Here is a 20,754-nt window from a genome sequence, read left to right as displayed (position 1 = left end):
CTACGTTGTTTTAGGCGACTATATATTAAGAAAGGTGGATATCCAACATGGCTATTTCTGCACAACGCAAGAATGAAATCATCAAGGAATTCGCACGTCACGAAGGTGATACTGGTTCAGTTGAAGTTCAAGTTGCAGTTTTGACTGCTGACATCAACGAATTGAACGCACACATGTCAGAGCACAAGCACGACTTCCACTCACAACGTGGGTTGATGAAGAAGATCGGTCACCGTCGTAACTTGTTGCGTTACTTGCGTGACAACGACGTTCAACGTTACCGTGAGTTGATCCAAAAGCTTGGATTGCGTCGTTAATTTTTACATTAACAACGTACGTTATTTTGACATTTATCATCGGAGGGAAAAGCGATGCCAATTATTGAGTCATCAATCCAACGTGCCCGCTTGAACAAGGTGCAACGCGAGCGTAACATCTCACAATTGAGTGCATACCGTACTGAAGTGAAGAAGTTCCGTAAGGCTGCTGAAGCTGGTGCAGACAACTTGCAAGAGTTGTTTGTTAACGCTACGTCAGCTATCGATCGTGCCGCATCAAAGGGCTTGATTGCTAAGAACAAGGCTTCACGTGACAAGTCACGTTTGGCAGCTTTGTTGAACAAGTAATTTATTACTTGCGATAGCAAACTGAAAAAAGACCAACATCTTTGGGTGTTGAACTGAACCCCATGAGTTGGAGCAAATCTAACTCATGGGGTTTTTGTATGTTTTCAAAAGAAATTCAAATAGAAGCAGTTTCTCTGTACCTCAAAGGTGTACCGACTGTTGAAATACGCAAGAAATTCGGAATTAAGGGATCATCAACGCTTGGAATCTGGGTGGACTCCATAAAACGTGACGGAGTATATGGAATTAAAGATTCCCATAGAAAGCAGACAAGTTATCCGTATTCCTTTAAAATCAAGGTAATTAATTGGCGACTTACACATCACGCGTCTTATCCTGTAGCAGCGAAAAAGTTCAGGGTGACTAGCCCTTCGTTGATTTGGCAGTGGGAACGTGCGTTGGAGTCTGGTCGGCTAAAACCTGATAAACGAAGGCGGAAACGAACTATGAATAAGCAAGAACACGACAAGATCAAGAAGCTCGAAGAAGAGAATGAACTACTTCGAATTAAGGTAGCCTACTTGGAAAAACTCGAGGCCTTAGCTCAGGAAAAGAAGAAATTACAAACCAAGACAAAGCGGTAGTAATCACTGTGCTAAGGCAAGAGTTGAAGTGCAAGTTGAAGCTGCTTCTTCAAGTAGCCGAGATGTCTAGCAGTAGTTATCATGACGCGTGCAAGCGTGCGTACAAGGAGTATCCACGTGAGTTAATTGATGAGATTATATCAATTCGTGATGACAACCCGGACTACGGTTACCGTCGTGTCACACAAGAGCTTCGTAATCGTGGCTTCAACACCAACCATAAGGTTGTGCTGAAAATTATGAAGATGAACGGGCTTCTCTGTACTGCTTTCAACCGTCTGACACGGAAGTACAATTCTTACGCCGGCACTGTCGGACATATCTCACCGAATCGTGTAAACCGTCGGTTCACAACGGATCGACCATATCAGAAGGTTCTCACCGACGTCACTGAAGTCCGTTGGGGATCAGGCACGATGGCTGAACGTGCTTATTTCACCGCCTATATTGATGTTTATAGTGGTGAGATTCTCACTTGGAATATCGATATTCATCCAACTGTCGAGTTCGTCACAAAGCCATTAGATGAGCTTCTACAAAATAGGCCAGAATTGAATTATCGAATGACAATTCACTCTGACCAAGGTTTCCAATATCAAAATTATGAGTATGTATCACGGCTAAAGACTAACCGTGTGTTCCAAAGCATGAGTCGCAAAGCGACATGCCTAGATAACGCAATGGCTGAGAGTATCTTCCACATCTTGAAGGTAGGAACGGTACATAACAACCACTATCAAAGTTATGACGAATTAAAGTCCGCCATAACTAACTATGTCTATTACTACAACAATAAGCGGATAAAAACAAAACTGGCCGGAAGAACTCCGGTTCAATACCGAAATCTTTCCGACCAGTTAGCCGCTTAAACTTCACTCCAATTTTTGGGGTTCAGTTCATGTTGGTCTTTTTTGTTGTCTACAGATATATAATAAGTTTGTAACATTAATATTAATGAGGGGGCCGTAGTTATTAAATTACGGTATGGGTAAATAGTATGAAAAATCAAATTGATAAGATGTCATGGGTGGTTCTGCCAGTGGCTGTTGTGTTGTTTGTTTTAAGTGTGATTTACCAAGGGTGGTTTAACGTTGCTTTCAATGTACTAATGTCGGTCATGTTTATATACGCGGCTAAGAAAAGTGGCCAGTCTTGGAACCTATTTGTAGGTGTTGTTTTTGGATTGTTGGCGTTGTTGGGCATATGGCAGGGGTTAAGATAATTATTGTTGGGCGATCAATCGCCTTTTTTGTTGCATGCATATAATCCAAAATATATTTTCTCGTTGTTGGTAGGGCAGGCATTGTGTGGTAAACTTGTAATAAATCATACAAACGTTTGGGTTGTGCTGACCCGTGAAATATAACGAGAATAGGAACATTATGGCTACGACATTAAGTATTATGCCGTTCGGTGGTGTACGTGAAAATGGAAAGAACATGTACGCAGTTACCGTCGGTGAAGACATTTTTATTTTGGATGCAGGGTTGAAGTACCCAGAAAGCGATTTGCTAGGAGTTGACGTTGTCATTCCTGACTTTGCCTACTTGGTAGAGAACGCAGATAAGATTGCCGGTGTCTTTTTGACACACGGACACGCGGATGCAATTGGTGCATTGCCTTACTTGTTGAGTGAGGTTAAAGTGCCGGTCTTCGGATCAGAACTAACGATTGAATTGGCTAAGTTGGCTGTGGAAGCAGAGCCTGAAGCAAAGGGGTTTGATGATTACCACGTGGTTCGTGGTAACTCAGAAGTATCATTTGGGGATGTGACCGTTTCATTCTTTGAGACGACACACACGATTCCAGAATCACTTGGAATTGTTATTGAGACGCCAGAAGGACAAGTCGTCTACACTGGTGATTTTAAGATTGATACAACGGCATTGCCATATTACCGTACTGATTTGGCGCGTTTGGCACAAATTGGTGCTAAGGGTGTTATCGCTTTGCTTGCTGATGCAGCAGGTACAGCTAGCTACGGTTTGGCAGCCCACGAATCTGAATTGGGTAGCTACGTTTTGGATACGTTCCGCGGTCACACTGAGGGTCGTATCATCGTTGCTGCGGTTGCTTCAAACATCCAACGTATCCAACAAGTTATCGACGCTGCCTTTAAGGTTGGTCGTAAGATTGTGATTTCTGGAAACGACTTGGAAAAGGTTGTTCGTACAGCTTTGCGTTTGAAGAAGTTGCACTTGCCAATGCCTGAAAATGAACTATTTGTTTCTTTGAAGAACTTGGGCAAGTTGGAGCCTAACGAGACAGTTATCCTTGAGACGGGTAAGATGGGTGAGCCAATTCGTCACTTGCAACGCATGGCGCAAGGTGATGATCGCAACATCCAAATCCAAGAAGGTGACTTGGTCTTCATTACGACGACACCTTCAACGGCTATGGAAGGTTACGTGGCACGTACGCGTGACATGTTGTTCCGTGCCGGTGCAACGGTTAAGCAAATTTCAACCGATAAGAAGTCTTCAGGTCATGCATCTAAGGAAGATTTCCAACTCTTGTTGAACTTGTTGAAGCCTAAGAATGTTATCCCTGTACAAGGTGAGTACCGCGTCTTGAACGCAGCTTACAAGGCTGCTGAACAAGTCGGTTACGATGATAACCACGTATTCTTGCTTGCTAAGGGTGACAATCTTCGCTGGGATGGTGAAGAAATGTACTTGGGTGGTTCAATCCAAGTTGGCTCAACGATGATCGACGGATCTGGTGTCGGTGATATCGGTTCTATTGTGTTGAACGACCGTCGCATCCTGTCAGAAGACGGTGTATTCATCGCCGTTGTGACGATTGATCGTAAGAAAAAGAAGATTATCTCAAAGCCGAAGATTGATTCACGTGGATTCGTTTATGTGAAGACATCACGTGATTTGATTCGCGAGGCTGGTGACTTGGTTGAAACGACCGTTGCTGAAGGCATCAAGAACGCCAAGGAATTCGACTGGGGTAACCTTAAGAACTCTGTTCGCGATGCATTGGGTAAGTTCTTGTACGAGCAAACACGTCGTAAGCCAGTGATTTTGCCAGTTATCATGGAAGCTAACCAAAACGGTCGTCGTCGCAAGCGTTCAGCAAGCAAGACGAACGCCAAGAAGGCTGATGCTCCTGAAGCAAACAAGTCACAAAAGCAAAATAACAAGCCAAAGAAGAAGCAGAACGCAAATGCTAATAAGCCGGCGCCTGCTAAGAATAATAATAATCAACCTGCTAAGCCAGCTGAAAACGGGGCGGAGGTCGCTAAGAAAAAGAAGCGTCGTCCACGTCGTCGCAAGCCAAAGGCAACGCAAGGTTCAGACTCAGCACCATCAGCTGAATAAAACACAAGCGTCGATTCTAACGGGTCGACGCTTGTTTGTTAGGAAGGATGCCTCATGAACGAAGAACAAACGCAACGTTACGAGCTGCTACTAGCAAAGGGAACAGAAGCGTATGAAAACCATGCATTCGGTCCAGCACTGGATGCATTTGACGAAGCATATGATTTGCAACAAACGCCAGAACTTAATCAATTGATTACGCGTGTGCTATTAGCGGATGGTCAATTCAAGACAGCGCAATTGTTTGCGGATGAATTCATTGATTCATATTTAGAAAGTGCCGAATTGGCTGAACTATATGTCACGGTGGCATTAAAGAATCAACAATTTATCGCAGCACGTGAATTTGTGACGTGGGTGGCGCCAAATGTTGCGACTGCATTAGTATCAGATATCGAAACTGCTGAAGAAACGTTTAGAACAGAACAAAAGGCGACGTTGAACACGATTGCACGTCAGTTCTATCACCTTAGTGACGGGGATGCCATTAATCAAAAGGAACGCCTAATTGCCGCTGACAAGTTACCGCTACGTGAGTACCTGGTTGGCGCACGATTTGCATTAGTTGACCCGTTCTTACCAGCGATTTCTCGCGTAACAGTTCTAGATAAGTTGCGTCGTTTGAAGGTGACCGAGTCGGTTGAGATGACGTGGTTAGATGAAACGACGATGACACTTGTGCCGAATGAGTTGCAGTCACTAGATGAAATGGCTCTTTTTCAAACGATTGTGTCGACATTATCGGGGTATGAACACGAAATTGGCCCAGCCACGGTACATGCGTTAGTTGAACAAGCGCGTTTGATGTTGATGATTGCTTATCCAGCAATTGATCGCGTTGTTGAGAACCCGCGCGCTTGGGCAGCTGGTTTAATGGCGGAGGCGATGGGTGAAAATGCCCCAGTGGAGCCGGTTGAACAACAATCTTGGCGGGCAAAATTAGGGCAAGAAATGATGGGATTAATGCCTTAAAAAAACTATTTTGAAATTGATAGTCGAATTTAGGTAAAAAATATTTACAAAAATCGCCAAGTTATATATAATAATTCCAGTCTCATATAGAGAAATTACAAAGATTTTCGCACCAAGTTGTTTTAGTTCTGTAAGGAATGTAGTATAATACTATTTAAGCAATAAGGGTTAGCCCATTTAAGGGCTAACATGCGAATATTAGGAGGACAAGCTTTTGGCTAAGGAAAATTTCGAGCGCACTAAGCCTCACGTTAACATTGGAACTATCGGTCACGTCGACCACGGTAAGACTACTTTGACTGCCGCTATCTCAAAGGTATTGGCTGACAAGGGATTGGCTGAGCAACAAGACTTTGCTGCTATCGACGCTGCTCCTGAAGAGCGTGAGCGTGGTATCACGATCAACACTGCTCACATCGAGTACGAGACGGAAGCTCGTCACTACGCCCACATCGACGCCCCTGGTCACGCGGACTACGTTAAGAACATGATCACTGGTGCTGCCCAAATGGACGGTGCTATCTTGGTTGTTGCTTCAACTGACGGTCCTATGCCACAAACTCGTGAGCACATCTTGTTGGCTCGCCAAGTTGGTGTTGACTACTTGGTTGTATTCTTGAACAAGGTTGACTTGGTTGACGACGAAGAGTTGATTGACTTGGTTGAAATGGAAGTTCGTGAATTGTTGTCAGAGTACGATTTCCCTGGGGACGATATTCCAGTTGTCCGTGGATCAGCTTTGAAGGCTTTGGAAGGTGACGCAGAACAAGTTAAGGTTATCGAAGAGTTGATGGACATCGTTGACTCATACATTCCTACTCCAGAGCGTGACACTGACAAGCCATTCTTGATGCCAGTCGAAGACGTATTTACGATCACTGGTCGTGGTACTGTTGCTTCAGGTCGTATCGACCGTGGAACTGTTAACTTGAACGATGAAGTTGAAATCGTTGGTTTGCACGAAGACGTTCGTAAGACTGTTGTTACTGGAATCGAAATGTTCCGTAAGTCAATGCAACAAGGTCAAGCTGGTGACAACATCGGTGCATTGTTGCGTGGTGTTGATCGTAAGGAAATCGAGCGTGGTCAAGTTTTGGCTAAGCCTGGTTCAATCCAAACGCACACTAAGTTCTTGGCCGAAGTTTATGTTTTGACTAAGGAAGAAGGAGGCCGTCACACGCCATTCTTCACTAACTACCGTCCACAATTCTACTTCCACACGACTGACGTTACGGGTGTAGTTCAATTGCCAGAAGGCGTTGAAATGGTTATGCCTGGTGACAACGTAACATTCGATATCGAATTGATCGCACCAGTTGCCATCGAAAAGGGATTGAAGTTTACGGTTCGTGAAGGTGGACGTACTGTCGGTGCCGGAACTGTTTCAGAAATCAAGGACTAATTTTACGGTTAACGTAAAATTTTCCAATGTAGCTTAGGCTGCTCAAAAAAGAGAGTTATGACATATTCGTATGTCATAACTCTCTTTTTGTTTATCACAGCAGCTTTTGGTCTTACGCCTGATAAGGGCGACTTGGTCACGTTGGAGGCCAAAAAACCTCCGACACTCTCAGTCTGCTTTACCTAGGCATATTGTTGGGACTTTCGTCTCGTGAATGGTATTCTGACGGTAAATACTAGGTACTGGGGGAAATGATCATGGCGAGACCAAAGACCAAAGCGGAGTTGTTAACTGCATCAGAACAGCAATTTGAGAAGATGTGGCAGTTAATTGATGCCATGTCGGATGAAGAACAAGCAGCCACCTTTGCATTTGGTGCAGAGATGGGTAAGGAAGCGCATTGGGGACGCGATAAGAATATCCGAGATGTGTTGGTTCATCTTTATGAATGGCACCAGCTACTACTGCGGTGGGTGAATGCCAATCTAAATGGTGATCAGCAACCATTCTTACCAGCGCCCTATAATTGGAAAACGTACGGTGAGATGAACGTTGGTTTCTGGGAAAAGCACCAAGCGACCACGTTAGCGGATGCGAAGGCCATGCTACATGATAGCCATGACAAAGTGATGGCACTTATAGCAGAGTTTTCTGACGAAGCATTGTTCACCAAACAATATTTCTCATGGACGGGTACCACGACGCTTGGTAGTTATTGTATTTCAGCCACAGTTGCACATTATGAGTGGGCAATAAAGAAGCTTAAAGCGCATAAGAAAACTTATCAGGCGTAATGACTGGTATGACAAGGCTCTTGGTATTCATATGAATTCAAGAGCCATTTTTCTGCAAATTTTGTTGCTCACGACCAACGCAAATGTGATAGAGTAGCTTATACACTTTTTTCAATGAAGAGGAGCTTTAAACAATGCAAATTTATTTGGCAGCACCATTCTTTAGTGATGAGCAAATTGATCGTGTCGCACGTATCGAGGCAGCCCTAGAGGCTAACCCAACGGTGACGGATTTCTACTCACCACGCCACCACCAAAAGACAGATAACCCAGAATACACGCCAGCATGGGCAGCAGAAGTATTCCGTCGTGATGTCACACAAGTGTTGGACGCTGACGCATTGGTTGTTGTTGCTGATTTCCGTGATGATGATGCTGATTCAGGTACAGCCTTTGAAGCAGGTATGGCATGGGCATTGAAGAAGCCAGTAATCATGGTCGAAGAGACGGACTACAAGACTAACTTGATGTTGACGGAATCGTTGACGGCCTTCGTTAACAAGGCTGAAGATTTGGCAACTTATGACTTTAAGAACTACCCAGAGTCAAAGTTTGAGGGTCAACTTTTCTAAGTTCGTTTTTGTCGGAAAAATGTCGTGTTTTGGCCTACATTTATTGCCAAATACCGGTTTTTCCGGTAGACTTATAAAGTATGTAAAGATAATATATGTCGTCGGTCTTTAACCGGTGACTATTGGAGGAATAAACATGGCAAACGCAGTTTTCACTAAGGGTGAAGGCAACAAGGGAACGATCAAGTTCGAAGTTCCTGTTGACGTATACGAAAAGGGTATCGACGCCGCATTTAACGACGTTAAGAAGCAAATTACGGTTCCTGGTTTCCGTAAGGGTAAGATGCCTAAGCAAGTCTTTTTCCAAATGTACGGTGAAGAGTCATTGTACCAAGACGCTTTGAACGTTGTATTGCCAGATGTATTTGCTGATGCAGTTGCTGAAGCAGGTGTTACGACTGTTGGTCAACCAAAGATCGACGCAGAGTCAATGAACAAGGGTGAAGCTTGGGTTTTGACTGCTGAAGTTGAATTGGCACCAGAAATCGAATTGGGCGAGTACAAGGGTGTTAAGGTTCCTGCATCAGACGTTACTGTTTCTGATGAAGAATTGGACGCTGAAATCACTCGTTTGCAAGAAGGTCAAGCAGAATTGGTTTTGGTTGACGCTCCTGCAAAGAACGGCGACACGGTTGTTATCGACTTCGTTGGTTCAGTTGACGGTGTTGAGTTCGACGGTGGAAAGGGTGAGAACTACCCACTTGAATTGGGTTCAGGCTCATTCATCCCTGGCTTCGAAGACCAATTGGTTGGTGCCAAGGCCGAAGACGTTGTTAACGTTAACGTAACGTTCCCAGAAGAATACCAAGCTGCTGACTTGGCAGGTAAGGACGCTTTGTTCGTTGTTACTGTGCACGAAGTTAAGGCTAAGGAAGTTCCAGCTTTGGACGACGAGTTCGCAAAGGACATCGACGAAGAAGTTGAAACTTTGGCAGAATTGAAGGACAAGGTTAAGGCTCGCTTGACGACTTCTAAGGAAGACGCAGCTAAGGATGCCAAGGAAGATGCAGCTATCGCAGCTGTTGTTGACAACGCATCTGTTGAAGGTGGTCAAATTCCTGACTCAATGATTCACGAAGACGTTCACCGTCAAATGAACCAATTCTTTGCTTCAATGCAACAACAAGGTATCTCACCAGAGTTGTACTACCAAATCACTGGTTCATCAGAAGATGATTTGCACAAGCAATACGAAGAAGGTGCTGAGCGTCGTGTAAAGACGAACTTGGTATTGGAAGCTATTGTTAAGGCAGAAAACATCAAGCCATCAGCTGACGATATTGCTGCTGAAGTAAAGTCATTGGCTGACCAATACGGTATGGACGAAGCTGCTGTTCGCGGTGCTTTGTCAGACGACATGTTGTCACACGACATTGCTATCAAGCAAGTTGTTGACATGATCGTTGATAACGCTGTTGAAGCTTAATTCAATTAAACGTTAAACAAAAGAGGTTAGACTTTTTCGAGTCTAACCTCTTTTTGCAGTGTTACACTATATAAGGTCTAAGAATATCGTATTAAAAAACACAAAATCTCTGGTACAATAGTAGGTAACTTACGTTTAGTCTAACGTTTAAAAACTTACAGGAGGTTGAACAGTGTTTAATACAACCGATAATTCAAACGGCATTGCCTACTGTTCATTCTGTGGTAAGGCTTCTACTGAAGTGAAGAAGCTTATCGCAGGGCCTGGCGTATACATTTGTAACGAATGTGTGGCTTTGGCACAAGATATTATTAATGAAGATTTGCAACAAGATGCATTGGAGCGCACATTGACTTTGAAAACACCACGTGAAATTGTCGATAACTTGAATTCTTATGTTATCGGACAAGACGAAGCTAAGCGTACTCTTGCAGTTGCCGTCTACAACCACTACAAGCGCGTTAACGCGATGTTGACGGGCGAAACTGGGGCTGAAGGTGTTGAACTGCAAAAGTCAAACATCGCCATGATTGGACCTACTGGGTCTGGTAAGACGTACATCGCACAATCAATGGCTAAGCTATTGAACGTGCCATTCGCAATTGCGGATGCCACGACTTTGACTGAAGCTGGATACGTCGGAGAAGACGTTGAAAACATTCTTTTGAAGTTGATCCAAGCCGCCGACTACGATGTCGAGCGTGCTGAAACTGGTATCATCTACATCGACGAAATTGACAAGATTGCCAAGAAGGCCGAAAACGTTTCAATTACCCGAGACGTTTCTGGTGAAGGTGTGCAACAAGCCCTTTTGAAGATGCTAGAAGGTACGATTGCTAACGTTCCACCTCAAGGAGGACGTAAGCACCCTAACCAAGAGTTCATCCAAATTGATACGACGAACATTTTGTTCATCGTCGGTGGTGCCTTTGCAGGTATTGAACAAATGGTTAAGGAGCGTGTTGGTGCGAAGGTTATTGGATTCGGAACGGATTCAAAGACGCAACAATTCAACACGTCAGACAAGTCAATCATGCAACAAGTTGTGCCTGAAGACTTGATGAGCTTTGGTTTGATTCCAGAATTCATTGGTCGTTTGCCAATTTTGACAGCTTTGGAAGAATTGACTGAAGATGACTTGGTTCGCATTTTGACAGAGCCTAAGAACGCTTTGGTTAAGCAATACCAAGCTTTGTTGGCCCTAGAAGGTGTTGCTTTGACGTTCACGCCTGAAGCTTTGAAGGCGATGGCCCACTTGGCTATCGAGCGTGAGACGGGAGCCCGTGGCTTGCGTTCAATCATCGAAGAAACGATGCGTGACGTGATGTTCGACGTGCCTTCACGTGATGACGTTAATGGCGTTATTATTACGGAAGGTGCCGTGTTGAACCACGAGCAACCTGAATTGGTCACTGAACAAGCATAATTAAACGGAGGATTTATCATGGAAGTACACAATGTCGAAATGGTAATGTCTGCCGTTCGTGCGAGCCAATACCCAACTGATGGGTTGCCAGAGGTGGCTTTTGTTGGTCGTTCAAACGTTGGCAAGTCATCATTGACGAACGTTTTGATTAACCGCAAGTCATTTGCTCGTACGTCATCACAACCAGGTAAGACGCAAACATTGAACTTCTACAAGGTAGAGGATCAAATTTTCTTCGTCGACGTGCCTGGTTACGGTTATGCCAAGGTGTCAAAGAAGGCCCGTGAAGAATTCGCTGTAATGATTGGTGAATACTTGCGTACACGTGAGCCTTTGAAGGGAATCGTACAACTGGTTGATGCCCGTCACATGCCTTCTAAGGAAGACATCGAGATGTACAACTGGTTGACTTCAGATGACATTGGTTTGCCAGTGCTTGTTGTTGCGACGAAGGCCGACAAGATTTCACGCGGTAAGTGGAACAAGGCTGAAGCTGACATCAAGCGTGGGTTGCAATTCAACCCCGATGTTTCTGACTTTGAGATTTTCTCATCAGAAACGAAGTATGGTAAGGACAATGTTTGGGATTGGCTAGAAGCTCGTATGCTAGATGGTACGGACTTCGATCCTGAAGATTACGAAGACTAATAATAAATAATTTTTGGAGCGTTGATTTTTCAACGCTTTTTTTATACCCGCGAAACACTAGTCAGGGCGCCGTATTTGAATGGATTTTTCAAAATATTTTGACTAGCGATATTTATTTGATTGGGATAGGTAGCTGATTAGGTTTATTGTAATTCTGTGTAAAACCTAAGCAGGTCACGAATTTAGTAAATATATCGAGGGGAGAAATATTTATGTTTATTAAGAATCGCAATTATAATCCAGAAACTGGCCGACGTGCTGCATCAACTCGGCTATATAAGGCAGGAAAGTTTATTATTTCTGGTATTGCAGGTTTGATGATATTCGGCGGTACAACCATTGTCGCTAATGCTGATAGTGTTACAGCGCAAACAAATTCGGAAATGGTTTAGCAAGACAATGTTAAGCCGGTCCAAAGTCAGACGAAGTTATCAGAAGCAACCACTACGGTTTTAAGTGCAGATGACAGCAATGCGTCAAGTGCCGCAGTGTCTTCCGCCGTAATCAGTAGTGCGGTTAGTTCAAGCTCGGCTGTTAGTCTAACTTCTTCAAATAATGCGGATACAAGTTCTGTAACAGTTGCAAGCAGTGTTGCAAGTATAAATAGTACTGCAGCTAATCAAACTAGTTTAGTAAACGAGTCAGCTTCATCTAGTGTCGTATCAAATGCAAGTCAGACAGTCTCCTCATCTAGCAGCGTTGCTTCCTCTGTTGTGCAGCCTAAAAGTGTCTCTTCAGATGTCGTGTCAGCAACGAGTTCAGCCTTGTCGCAATTAACGGCAGTCAAGGCAAGTGATGTACAAACAAAAACGGATATTCCGTCATTGGCCGAAGATAAGAATATCAAGACACACATGGACATGATTAATAATTTGATTTACTTGCCTTCATTCTGGCAATCAATGGGCATGAGCGTTACTCAGTGGGCGTCATATCAAAACCCGACAGAGTTGGCCAACGAAATGCGTCAATCTATGTTATTCCCAGAGGCAACAATCAAGGCGTTCATTAACTCACTCGTAACAGATTATAATTTCTGGTCTCAAATGCAAGTGAAGAATGTGACCGCCAAATTATTTGATTCGGGTTCATTGGTGCACTACTTTACAATGATGTATAAGAATGATGAAATCATCGCTTATCAAGGTACGAGTGGTGACGATGAGTGGCTGGACAATGCCAAGGGGATTACACAAACAGATACGGTTGAACAAGGAACGGCACAATGGTATTTCGATGCCATTCAACAAACGTATAACGCAAATCATGCAAAGAAGGTTTATGTGACGGGTCACTCAAAGGGTGGTAACAAGGCCATGTATGTTGGTGTTACACGTGGTGATCAAATCGAACACGTCTATGCTTTTGACGGTCAAGGGTTTGGTAAGGATTTCTTCCGCAAGTACTCAGACCAAATCGTTAAGAATCAAAGCAAGATTACCTTGATTTCTAATAGTGAAGACTACATCAATATTATGATGTGGCCAATTGCGGGTGAGAAAATTTACATCAAGTCACAGGCGACCTTTGGATTAGCAGATTTGCAAGCGTTGATCGGGTTGAAGAGTAATAACGTGTTTGGGTTGTTGAATGAAATCGGCCACAATATGCTGATGGACCGCTTTGGCGCTATCCACTCACCTGTTTCGATGCTGACTGTGGACGCCGCTACTAACACCGTGAAGATGGCGGATGCTACGTCGCAAAATGCAATGATTAGTATGTTGCATCAATTCGTGGAAACCGGCATGATGTATTTGGATAAGGACCAGTTGAATTATTTTGCTGAAAAGGCGGTTTCTTTGTTCATTTCGCCCGCGGGAGCTGTTCGCTTAGGCATTGATAAATTAGTAAAACCGGCAGGATTTGACTTCAATATGGGATTGACGGTTGCAGCCTTTATGCATGCGTTGACGCCATCTGAGTTGTTGTCAGTTGCTGAGTCTTTGCCAGAATTTGTTGCGAAGTTCTAGCTGAAAAGCCGTCATTATACCCGTGTCGATTATCGGCATGGGTATTTTTTGTATGTAAAATTGTTAGGTTGCAACCGTTTTCAGATACAAATCCGATGAATTAAGAGCTATTCTTTGTATTAATACTCACTCGGCGGTAATATTTAGGCATCGCTTAGGAGGGTATTTGAGTATGAATAAAGTAGTTAAGGGAGCAGCGCTTGCTTCAGCAAGTCTAATTTTGGGATCAATCGTGGTACCAACGGCAACGCAGGCCGCCACGTACAAGACAATCAACTGGACGGAGACGGCCGAAGTTGGCACGATGGATCAATCAAAGTCATCGGCCGCTGTTGATTTTGATGCGATGCAGGCCATTGGGGCCGGTTTGTACCGTAATGATAAGAACAGCACACCACAATTGGCGTTGGCTGAATCAGTTGAAAAGTCAGATGATGGTTTGACGTATACGTTCAAGCTACGTCCAAATTTGAAGTGGTCAAATGGGGATGCTTTGACAGCTAATGATTTCGTTTACGGTTGGCAACGTACTAACAATCCAAAGACGGCTTCAACGTATGCCTACCTATTTTCAGGTATTAAGGGCGCTGATGACATTCAATCAGGCAAGGATAAGAACTTGGATGATTTGGGCGTAAAGGCGCTGGACGACACGACTTTGGAAGTCACGCTAGAAAAGCCAATGCCACAGTTGGAATCAATTTTGACGATGGCACCATTCTTCCCACAAAATAAGGCCTTTGTTGAAAAAGCGGGTAGCAAGTATGGTACAACCGCTAAGTATACGTTGTCATCAGGACCATTCGTGATGAAGGATTGGAACGGCTCAAATAGCAAGTATACGTTGGTAAAAAACAAGCAATATTGGGACGCGAAGGCGGTTAAGACACCTAAGATTGTGGTGCAAGCTATCAAGGACCAGAATACTGGGTACAACTTGTATAAGGCCGGTAGCGTGGACTTCACGAACTTGTCACCTGACCAGGTGAATGCGTCAAAGAACTCAAAGGCTTACAAGGTGATTCCATCAGCGACGACTGCTTACTTGGAATTCAACCAAAAGGATAATCCAGTCTATAAGAACTTGAAGATTCGCCAAGCGATGTCATATGCTATTGATCGTAAGACCTTGGCAAATAAGATTTTGACGGGGACAGCTACGCCAGCAACGACTTTCACGGCAGCTAAGTTGGCCAAGGATCCGAATACGGGTGAAGATTTCGCCAAGTCAGCGGCTGTCCCCGGGGCAATTGCATATGACAAGACTAAGGCTAAGCAGTTGATGAAGGAAGGCCTCAAGGAGACTGGTAAAAAGAAGTTGTCTGTCCAATTGTTGGCTGATGACACAGACGCCTCAAAGCGTTTGGCCCAGTTTATTCAAGCGCAATGGCAAAAGTTGGATAACGTGAAGGTGACAATCAAGGTTGTGCCATTCAAGCAACGTTTGGCTTTGTCAGAAGCCAAGAAGTTCGAAGTTGTCATTGATCGTTGGGGCGCTGATTATGCGGATCCATCATCATTCTTGGATTTGGCAACGACTAATTCAGATTTCAATTACGGTAGCTGGAGCGACCAAGCGTATGATGATGCCGTGAATGCTGCAAAGACAACCGATGTGAATGATGTTAACAAGCGTTATGAAGACTACAAGACAGCTGAGCAACAGATTGAAAAGCAAGTTGGTGTCGCACCACTTTACTACCAATCATCAGCCACGTTGATGCGCCCATCAGTGAAGAATGTGGTGTTAAACCCAGTTGGGTCACCATATGACTGGAAGTGGGCCTACAAGAAGTAACTAGCTTTAAATGGTATACTGGTATCGAGAAGAGGGATTAGCTACCGTAGAAAGTAGGTAACGATAATGCAAGCGAAGCATGGTACACAAATTGTGGATGTGTGGCAAATTTCAGATGACATGACGCCAGCAGTTTGGGTGCAAGATGCATTCAAACAAGGACTTCTTCACTGGGATGCACGTGAAGAAAACACCTTGATGCTCAATGCGCCTTGGTCGGTTGCAATGGGGGCATGCGGTGACTTTTTGACGCGTGATGGTCAGGAATTGCGCATCGTGAATGAAAATGAATTCGAAAAAGATTATCAGGTAATCGATAATCAATAGCATCGACCGGAAAGCGCTGAAATATCAGCGCTTTTTTGCTATACTGGTAGTTATGAATAAACAAGAAGAGGAAAGACAACATGGCAGAAAAGACACGTTTTAAAGGCGAAATTCTAGGTAAAGAAATCACGATTACAGCGGCTGAATCACAAGCGCACATGAAGGCTGTTTTTGAATTGGCTAACCAACAATTGGACCAAATGAAGCAATTGGCACCCAAGTTGTCAGATGACCAACTCCTAACCTTGTTGGCTATCAACGCCTTGTCAGACCAATTGAAGATGCAAGCTGAGAAGGATCGCGCTGAATAATGAACTTGCTGTCAATTATTATTGCAGTATTGCTTCTGGCGGCGGTACTACGTGGCCGATACTTAGGTTTCGTCCGCAGTTTATTGTCATTGGGCGGTCGCTTTGTGGTTTATGCAGTAGCTGTCTTGATGTCACACCGCTTGGGAAGCTGGATTCATGAAACGTTTTTGATGTCCGTGCAAGCGCGTTGGGCCGCCAACGGTGTACCAGAACTTGTTTCGGACAAGGCTAATGAATTTCTGGCATCAGGGTTAGCGTTTGGGCTTATTATGGTGATTGGGACGTTCATCGTGCGTTCAATTGAGCGTAGTTTGCGTTTCATTAATAAAGTGCCTTTGCTTGGAACAATGAATCGTTTGGCTGGTATGCTTGTTTACGGCCTTTTAGTCTACGTTGAAATCTTCTTTGTTTTACAATTAACACAGACATGGGAAATCTCTTGGTACCACGATGCGATGGTTCAGTCACCTATCGCCCAATGGATTTTGAATCAGACACCTTACTTCTCAGATGCCATCTATCAATGGTGGATTCTCCAGTAGGGATTAATAAGAGATATTAGAGGTTAAGACACATGAATAAGAAAGTCTTAGCAACCCTTGAGTATGAAGCGGTAAAGGCCCAATTGCGACCATACCTCTCAACGGCTGCTGGTGAAAATGAGTTGCGCAACTTGTTGCCAACTGCAGATGCCAACGAAATGCAAACATGGTTGGCAGAAACGTCAGACGCAGCTAAGGTGCTACGCTGGCAAGGTGGGATTAATATTCCAAAGTTGGCGGATGTTAAGCCTCACATGCAACGTTTGAAGATTGATGCGTCATTGAGTGGGACAGAATTGGCGCAAGTCGGACGCGTGTTGTTTACAACTGGACAAATGCGTTTGTTCTTCGAAAACTTGGTTGAAGATCGCGGTGAGCCATTGGCTGCTTTGCGTCCTTATTACACGCGTTTGGTTGTCATGCAAGATTTGACACGTCGTGTGAATACGGCGATTGATGGGGATGGTCGTGTGACCGATGAAGCCTCACCAGAATTGCATCGTGTGCGCCAAGCCATTACGTCAACTGAAAATGCCATCCGTCAAAAGATGCAAGATTACACACGTGGTAAGTCAGCACAATACTTGTCTGACCCAATCGTGACAATCCGTAATGACCGCTATGTTATTCCAGTTAAGACGGAGTACCGTAGTCACTTCGGTGGTGTTGTGCACGACCAATCACAAACGGGGCAAACGTTGTACATCGAGCCTGGTGATGTGGTTGATATGAATAACCGATTGCGTGAGCACTACATCAAGGAGCGTCACGAAGAAGAGCGCGTTTTGGCAGAATTGTCAGCCATGTTGCGCCCTGAAGCTGACAACATTCAAAAGAATGCCGAAGTTTTGGGTCACTTGGACTTTGTGAACGCCAAGGCACGTTATGCTGCGGCAACAAAGTCACAAGAGCCTGAGTACAGCCCAGAAAACCATGTGCGTTTGTTGCAAGCACGTCACCCATTGTTGGACCCACAAAAGGCGGTGGCCAACGACATTATTATCGGTAAAGATTACAAGGCCATCATCGTCACGGGTCCTAACACCGGTGGTAAGACGATTACCTTGAAGACATTGGGCTTGTTGCAATTGATGGCCCAATCAGGGTTGTTCATTCCGGTTGCTGAGTACTCAACAGTTGGTTTGTTCAAGGAAGTCTTCGCGGACATTGGTGATGAGCAATCAATCGAGCAATCATTGTCAACGTTCTCATCACACATGGTCAACATTGTTGAAATCTTGAAGCAAATTGACGCTGATTCATTGGTGCTTTTCGACGAATTGGGTGCCGGAACTGATCCGCAAGAAGGAGCAGCTTTGGCCATGTCAATTTTGGATGCCGTGGGTGCCAAGGGTTCATATACTGTTGCCACGACTCACTATCCTGAGTTGAAGGTTTATGGCTACAACCGTGTCGATACTATCAACGCTTCAATGGAGTTTGACGTCGAAACGTTGCGTCCAACGTACAAGTTCTTGTTGGGTATTCCTGGTCGTTCAAACGCCTTGGAGATTTCTAAGCGTTTGGGCTTGGATCAAAGCATTATTGATGCCGCTGCCTCATTGACGACAGAAGATTCACAAGAATTGAACGATATGATTGCTGACTTGGTTGAACGTCGTAATGCCGTTTTGGCCCAACAAGTGCAATTGGCCCAACAAGTCATCGAAAATCGTCAAATGAAGAACGATTACGAGCAAAAGCTTGAAAAGATGGAAACCGAGAAGGCCCGCACGCTTGAAGAAGCCAAGAAGGAAGCGAACCACATCGTTGCCGATTTACGCAAGAAGGCTGATAAGATTATCGCTGATTTGCGTAAGATGCAACTTGATGGGGTGGCTGTTAAGGAAAACAAGTTGATGGATGCGAAGGGTGCCTTGAACGCGATGCGCCAAGAACCTTCAGCTGAAAACAACCGCGTTTTGCGTAAGGCTAAGAAGGCGAAGAGCCAAAACATTGAAGCCGGCGATACGGTTTTGGTGCGTGAGTACGGTCAACAAGGTACGGTTAAGCGCAAGCTCAAGGACGGCAAGTTTGAAGTCCAAATGGGTATCTTGAAGATGGTGCTTGCTGAAGACGAAATCGAGAAGCAAAACGTTGCCGAAGTGAAGTCAGAGCAAAAGGCTGCGCCAAAGCCCCGTGTTAACACCAGTAAGGCTGTTAACCGTGCGAACGCGTCAGCGACGCTTGATTTGCGTGGACAACGCTATGAAGCTGCGATGAGCGAACTGGATCAATTTATTGATCGCGCATTGCTAAACAACTTACCTTCCGTTGAAATTATTCACGGTAAGGGAACTGGTGCAATCCGCCAAGGTGTGCAAGAATACTTGCGTTCACACCGTGCCGTGAAGAACTTCAACTTCACAGGTCCTGATCAAGGTGCCACGTACGCTGAACTAGGTTAATAATAAATGAAGAAGGCTAGCAACGACTTGTTGCTAGCCTTTTTGCTATAATCAATTTAATGATGTGGGTGTGGTATTGAGGGCATTTGTATGGAATGGATATGGACAACGCAGGAACAGCATCGACTTTCTGTGTTTCGTTATATGGTTAGAAATAAAGTGACACGATTGTCTGACCTGATGGCAGAATTTAAATTTTCACGTTATATGGTGATTTCGGTAGTTGATCAATTGAATGAAGACATTGCAAAATTAACTGGTCAAACAGGTGTGTTGGATATTGAAAAAGGGAATGTGATTGTATTTGACGCGCCGTTAAATCTGCTACCGATAGACGAGTTGAAACAATATTATTTGTCAAAGTCAACCAGAGCACAGATTATTGAACACTTAATTGCCGAAGATTTTGAGTCGTGGGAAGACTTGGCATTTGATTTAGGAATTTCAACGCCCACTATCTATAAAGAAAGAACAATTGTGCAAGAAAATCTGGTAGTTCAGGGTATCGAAATAACCAAAGATTATCGATTAGTAGGGCAGGAGGAAAATATTCGATTTCTAAAATTTGCCTTACTAACGGTATATAATGGGCAACGCACGGCCGATGTTGCCGATGAGATTAAAAATGCGGCTAATTACTATATTAGTCATGTCATCACGCCAATTTTTGGTGAACTAAAAGATTCCCAGATTAGTATTATTTGGCATATGGCTGCGATTTGGACAAATCGTTTCTCACAACGGCACTTCGTATCCAATCGTTTTACCAACCAGTATCTAAACGCAACGACTGAAATGTCTGAACAGGCGCAACGACTTCTGAACCACGTGAAAGTCTTGATGGCTCGTAATGGCAAAATGTCTGACGAAGAATTAGATAATGAGGCGCGTTTTATTATCTTAATCTTGCATAGTTTAGGACTGTTTTCGACCATTCAAACTACGCAAGATGTCACGGCTAATGTAAAGCAATGTTGGCAACGTTTTGATGAGAGTATTCAAACGAGTTATAAGTGTCTATTCCGTTTGTCGATGACACCTGTCGACTCTAGAAAGTTAACGTATAGTGTTGGACATACACTATTTCAATTTTTAATCTATCCATTTGGGATTAGTTCAGGGATTTATGATTTACAACATTTTGAAGAATTTTCAGAACGATACCCATTGGCGTTTCAGTTGGGGACTGAAATAGTGAATGATTTTGCGCAAAGACAAGAACTCGATGCTAGTAAACTGAAAACGGCCCTCTTAACCGATCTTGTCTCAGCTTTGGCAACAGGCGATTATATCTACCAAAATATTCCAAAGGTCAATATTGTGTTGGACTTTGGTAATCATGTGAATATCGAAAATCTGCTACTGGCCCAGTTTGGCCCGGTAACCAAAGCAAAGATTGCGACGTCACATAGGTTGGACAATCACACAGATATATTGTTAACAGATGTGCCTCGAAAACCAGTGACTAATGAACTAGTGTACGTTTGGCAAGGAATTGAATCTGATCGTTATCTGAATCAACTGATTGCAGATAACGATCAGATTAGTTCCCAAAAATTTAATGCCTGGCGCCGACAAAATTAAATATGAGAACAAGCTTCATTATTGGACGTTAA

General features: G+C 44.0%; 21 protein-coding genes. All 21 read left to right on the top strand.

Translation table 11 applies throughout. The features are described 5' to 3' along the window. The first annotated feature begins 47 nt into the window (after nt 1–47). The 21 genes from rpsO to OIT45_RS00795 all read left to right on the top strand — a co-directional run bounded on the left by rpsO (nt 48) and on the right by OIT45_RS00795 (nt 20,722). Nucleotides 48–317 carry a 30S ribosomal protein S15 gene (gene rpsO / locus OIT45_RS00895; protein WP_003609971.1) on the top strand — a complete coding sequence of 90 codons (270 nt, stop codon included), beginning with the start codon at nt 48–50 and terminating at the stop codon, nt 315–317. 54 nt (nt 318–371) lie between these two features. Continuing rightward, a complete protein-coding gene (gene rpsT / locus OIT45_RS00890; RefSeq protein ID WP_003609969.1) occupies nt 372–626 on the top strand; it encodes a 30S ribosomal protein S20 in 255 nt (84 codons plus the stop codon). A 98-nt stretch (nt 627–724) separates the two neighbouring features. Next, on the top strand, nt 725–1,210 hold the full coding sequence (locus OIT45_RS00885) for a helix-turn-helix domain-containing protein (protein ID WP_264330220.1): 486 nt from the start codon (nt 725–727) through the stop codon (nt 1,208–1,210). Between the two features lie 8 nt (nt 1,211–1,218). Next, nucleotides 1,219–2,079, top strand: a complete 861-nt coding sequence (locus OIT45_RS00880; RefSeq protein WP_264329911.1) for an IS3 family transposase — start codon at nt 1,219–1,221, stop codon at nt 2,077–2,079. Between the two features lie 128 nt (nt 2,080–2,207). After that, nucleotides 2,208–2,432: a hypothetical protein gene (locus OIT45_RS00875; RefSeq protein WP_199404426.1), complete on the top strand. Its 225-nt coding sequence runs from the start codon at nt 2,208–2,210 to the stop codon at nt 2,430–2,432. Between the two features lie 160 nt (nt 2,433–2,592). Beyond that, nucleotides 2,593–4,539, top strand: coding sequence for a ribonuclease J (locus OIT45_RS00870; RefSeq protein ID WP_199404427.1), 1,947 nt, complete (start codon nt 2,593–2,595; stop codon nt 4,537–4,539). A 54-nt stretch (nt 4,540–4,593) separates the two neighbouring features. Continuing rightward, nucleotides 4,594–5,511, top strand: a complete 918-nt coding sequence (locus OIT45_RS00865) for a hypothetical protein (protein WP_199404428.1) — start codon at nt 4,594–4,596, stop codon at nt 5,509–5,511. 214 nt (nt 5,512–5,725) lie between these two features. Continuing rightward, the gene (tuf, locus tag OIT45_RS00860; protein WP_195226865.1) at nt 5,726–6,913 is read left to right on the top strand and encodes an elongation factor Tu; all 1,188 of its coding nucleotides are present in this window, start codon (nt 5,726–5,728) and stop codon (nt 6,911–6,913) included. A 257-nt stretch (nt 6,914–7,170) separates the two neighbouring features. Further along, a complete protein-coding gene (locus OIT45_RS00855) occupies nt 7,171–7,707 on the top strand; it encodes a ClbS/DfsB family four-helix bundle protein (protein ID WP_199404429.1) in 537 nt (178 codons plus the stop codon). A gap of 134 nt (nt 7,708–7,841) precedes the next feature. Beyond that, a complete protein-coding gene (locus OIT45_RS00850; RefSeq protein ID WP_003609953.1) occupies nt 7,842–8,279 on the top strand; it encodes a nucleoside 2-deoxyribosyltransferase in 438 nt (145 codons plus the stop codon). Between the two features lie 136 nt (nt 8,280–8,415). After that, the gene (gene tig / locus OIT45_RS00845; protein WP_199404430.1) at nt 8,416–9,705 is read left to right on the top strand and encodes a trigger factor; all 1,290 of its coding nucleotides are present in this window, start codon (nt 8,416–8,418) and stop codon (nt 9,703–9,705) included. A 172-nt stretch (nt 9,706–9,877) separates the two neighbouring features. Next, a complete protein-coding gene (gene clpX / locus OIT45_RS00840; RefSeq protein ID WP_003609945.1) occupies nt 9,878–11,131 on the top strand; it encodes an ATP-dependent Clp protease ATP-binding subunit ClpX in 1,254 nt (417 codons plus the stop codon). A gap of 18 nt (nt 11,132–11,149) precedes the next feature. Beyond that, on the top strand, nt 11,150–11,779 hold the full coding sequence (gene yihA, locus OIT45_RS00835) for a ribosome biogenesis GTP-binding protein YihA/YsxC (RefSeq protein ID WP_135797613.1): 630 nt from the start codon (nt 11,150–11,152) through the stop codon (nt 11,777–11,779). Between the two features lie 212 nt (nt 11,780–11,991). Beyond that, on the top strand, nt 11,992–12,171 hold the full coding sequence (locus OIT45_RS00830; protein WP_199404431.1) for a hypothetical protein: 180 nt from the start codon (nt 11,992–11,994) through the stop codon (nt 12,169–12,171). Between the two features lie 321 nt (nt 12,172–12,492). Next, nucleotides 12,493–13,752 (top strand): DUF2974 domain-containing protein, encoded by a 1,260-nt coding sequence (locus OIT45_RS00825; protein WP_264330239.1) that lies wholly within the window; start codon nt 12,493–12,495, stop codon nt 13,750–13,752. Between the two features lie 172 nt (nt 13,753–13,924). Further along, the gene (locus tag OIT45_RS00820; RefSeq protein WP_199404433.1) at nt 13,925–15,550 is read left to right on the top strand and encodes a peptide ABC transporter substrate-binding protein; all 1,626 of its coding nucleotides are present in this window, start codon (nt 13,925–13,927) and stop codon (nt 15,548–15,550) included. 66 nt (nt 15,551–15,616) lie between these two features. Next, the gene (locus OIT45_RS00815; protein ID WP_135797614.1) at nt 15,617–15,877 is read left to right on the top strand and encodes a hypothetical protein; all 261 of its coding nucleotides are present in this window, start codon (nt 15,617–15,619) and stop codon (nt 15,875–15,877) included. An 80-nt stretch (nt 15,878–15,957) separates the two neighbouring features. Further along, nucleotides 15,958–16,188, top strand: coding sequence for a cell division protein ZapA (zapA, locus tag OIT45_RS00810; protein WP_199404434.1), 231 nt, complete (start codon nt 15,958–15,960; stop codon nt 16,186–16,188). After that, nucleotides 16,188–16,730 carry a CvpA family protein gene (locus tag OIT45_RS00805; protein ID WP_199404435.1) on the top strand — a complete coding sequence of 181 codons (543 nt, stop codon included), beginning with the start codon at nt 16,188–16,190 and terminating at the stop codon, nt 16,728–16,730. Before zapA ends, OIT45_RS00805 begins: the two co-directional genes overlap by 1 nt. Nucleotides 16,731–16,762: 32 nt before the next feature. After that, complete coding sequence (locus OIT45_RS00800; protein ID WP_264330240.1) at nt 16,763–19,138, top strand: endonuclease MutS2; 2,376 nt, start codon at nt 16,763–16,765, stop codon at nt 19,136–19,138. A gap of 90 nt (nt 19,139–19,228) precedes the next feature. Continuing rightward, nucleotides 19,229–20,722, top strand: a complete 1,494-nt coding sequence (locus tag OIT45_RS00795) for a helix-turn-helix domain-containing protein (protein WP_199404437.1) — start codon at nt 19,229–19,231, stop codon at nt 20,720–20,722. The last annotated feature ends 32 nt before the right edge of the window (nt 20,723–20,754 follow it).

This window comes from Weissella sp. LMG 11983, from assembly GCF_025908495.1.
GTDB lineage: Bacteria > Bacillota > Bacilli > Lactobacillales > Lactobacillaceae > Weissella > Weissella fermenti.
Note: the sequence above shows the minus strand (reverse complement) of the source record. Positions and strands in the feature narration are given on the sequence as shown.

Excerpts from the sequence above, each read along its gene's own strand:
- OIT45_RS00830 (WP_199404431.1), top strand. The coding sequence starts at position 11,992 with ATGTTTATTAAGAATCGCAATTATAATCCAGAAACTGGCCGACGTGCT.
- OIT45_RS00850 (WP_003609953.1), top strand. The coding sequence starts at position 7,842 with ATGCAAATTTATTTGGCAGCACCATTCTTTAGTGATGAGCAAATTGAT.
- OIT45_RS00885 (WP_264330220.1), top strand. The coding sequence starts at position 725 with ATGTTTTCAAAAGAAATTCAAATAGAAGCAGTTTCTCTGTACCTCAAA.
- OIT45_RS00800 (WP_264330240.1), top strand. The coding sequence starts at position 16,763 with ATGAATAAGAAAGTCTTAGCAACCCTTGAGTATGAAGCGGTAAAGGCC.
- OIT45_RS00875 (WP_199404426.1), top strand. The coding sequence starts at position 2,208 with ATGAAAAATCAAATTGATAAGATGTCATGGGTGGTTCTGCCAGTGGCT.
- OIT45_RS00855 (WP_199404429.1), top strand. The coding sequence starts at position 7,171 with ATGGCGAGACCAAAGACCAAAGCGGAGTTGTTAACTGCATCAGAACAG.
- OIT45_RS00865 (WP_199404428.1), top strand. The coding sequence starts at position 4,594 with ATGAACGAAGAACAAACGCAACGTTACGAGCTGCTACTAGCAAAGGGA.
- rpsT (WP_003609969.1), top strand. The coding sequence starts at position 372 with ATGCCAATTATTGAGTCATCAATCCAACGTGCCCGCTTGAACAAGGTG.
- yihA (WP_135797613.1), top strand. The coding sequence starts at position 11,150 with ATGGAAGTACACAATGTCGAAATGGTAATGTCTGCCGTTCGTGCGAGC.
- tig (WP_199404430.1), top strand. The coding sequence starts at position 8,416 with ATGGCAAACGCAGTTTTCACTAAGGGTGAAGGCAACAAGGGAACGATC.
- OIT45_RS00815 (WP_135797614.1), top strand. The coding sequence starts at position 15,617 with ATGCAAGCGAAGCATGGTACACAAATTGTGGATGTGTGGCAAATTTCA.
- rpsO (WP_003609971.1), top strand. The coding sequence starts at position 48 with ATGGCTATTTCTGCACAACGCAAGAATGAAATCATCAAGGAATTCGCA.
- zapA (WP_199404434.1), top strand. The coding sequence starts at position 15,958 with ATGGCAGAAAAGACACGTTTTAAAGGCGAAATTCTAGGTAAAGAAATC.
- OIT45_RS00870 (WP_199404427.1), top strand. The coding sequence starts at position 2,593 with ATGGCTACGACATTAAGTATTATGCCGTTCGGTGGTGTACGTGAAAAT.
- OIT45_RS00795 (WP_199404437.1), top strand. The coding sequence starts at position 19,229 with ATGGAATGGATATGGACAACGCAGGAACAGCATCGACTTTCTGTGTTT.
- OIT45_RS00820 (WP_199404433.1), top strand. The coding sequence starts at position 13,925 with ATGAATAAAGTAGTTAAGGGAGCAGCGCTTGCTTCAGCAAGTCTAATT.
- OIT45_RS00805 (WP_199404435.1), top strand. The coding sequence starts at position 16,188 with ATGAACTTGCTGTCAATTATTATTGCAGTATTGCTTCTGGCGGCGGTA.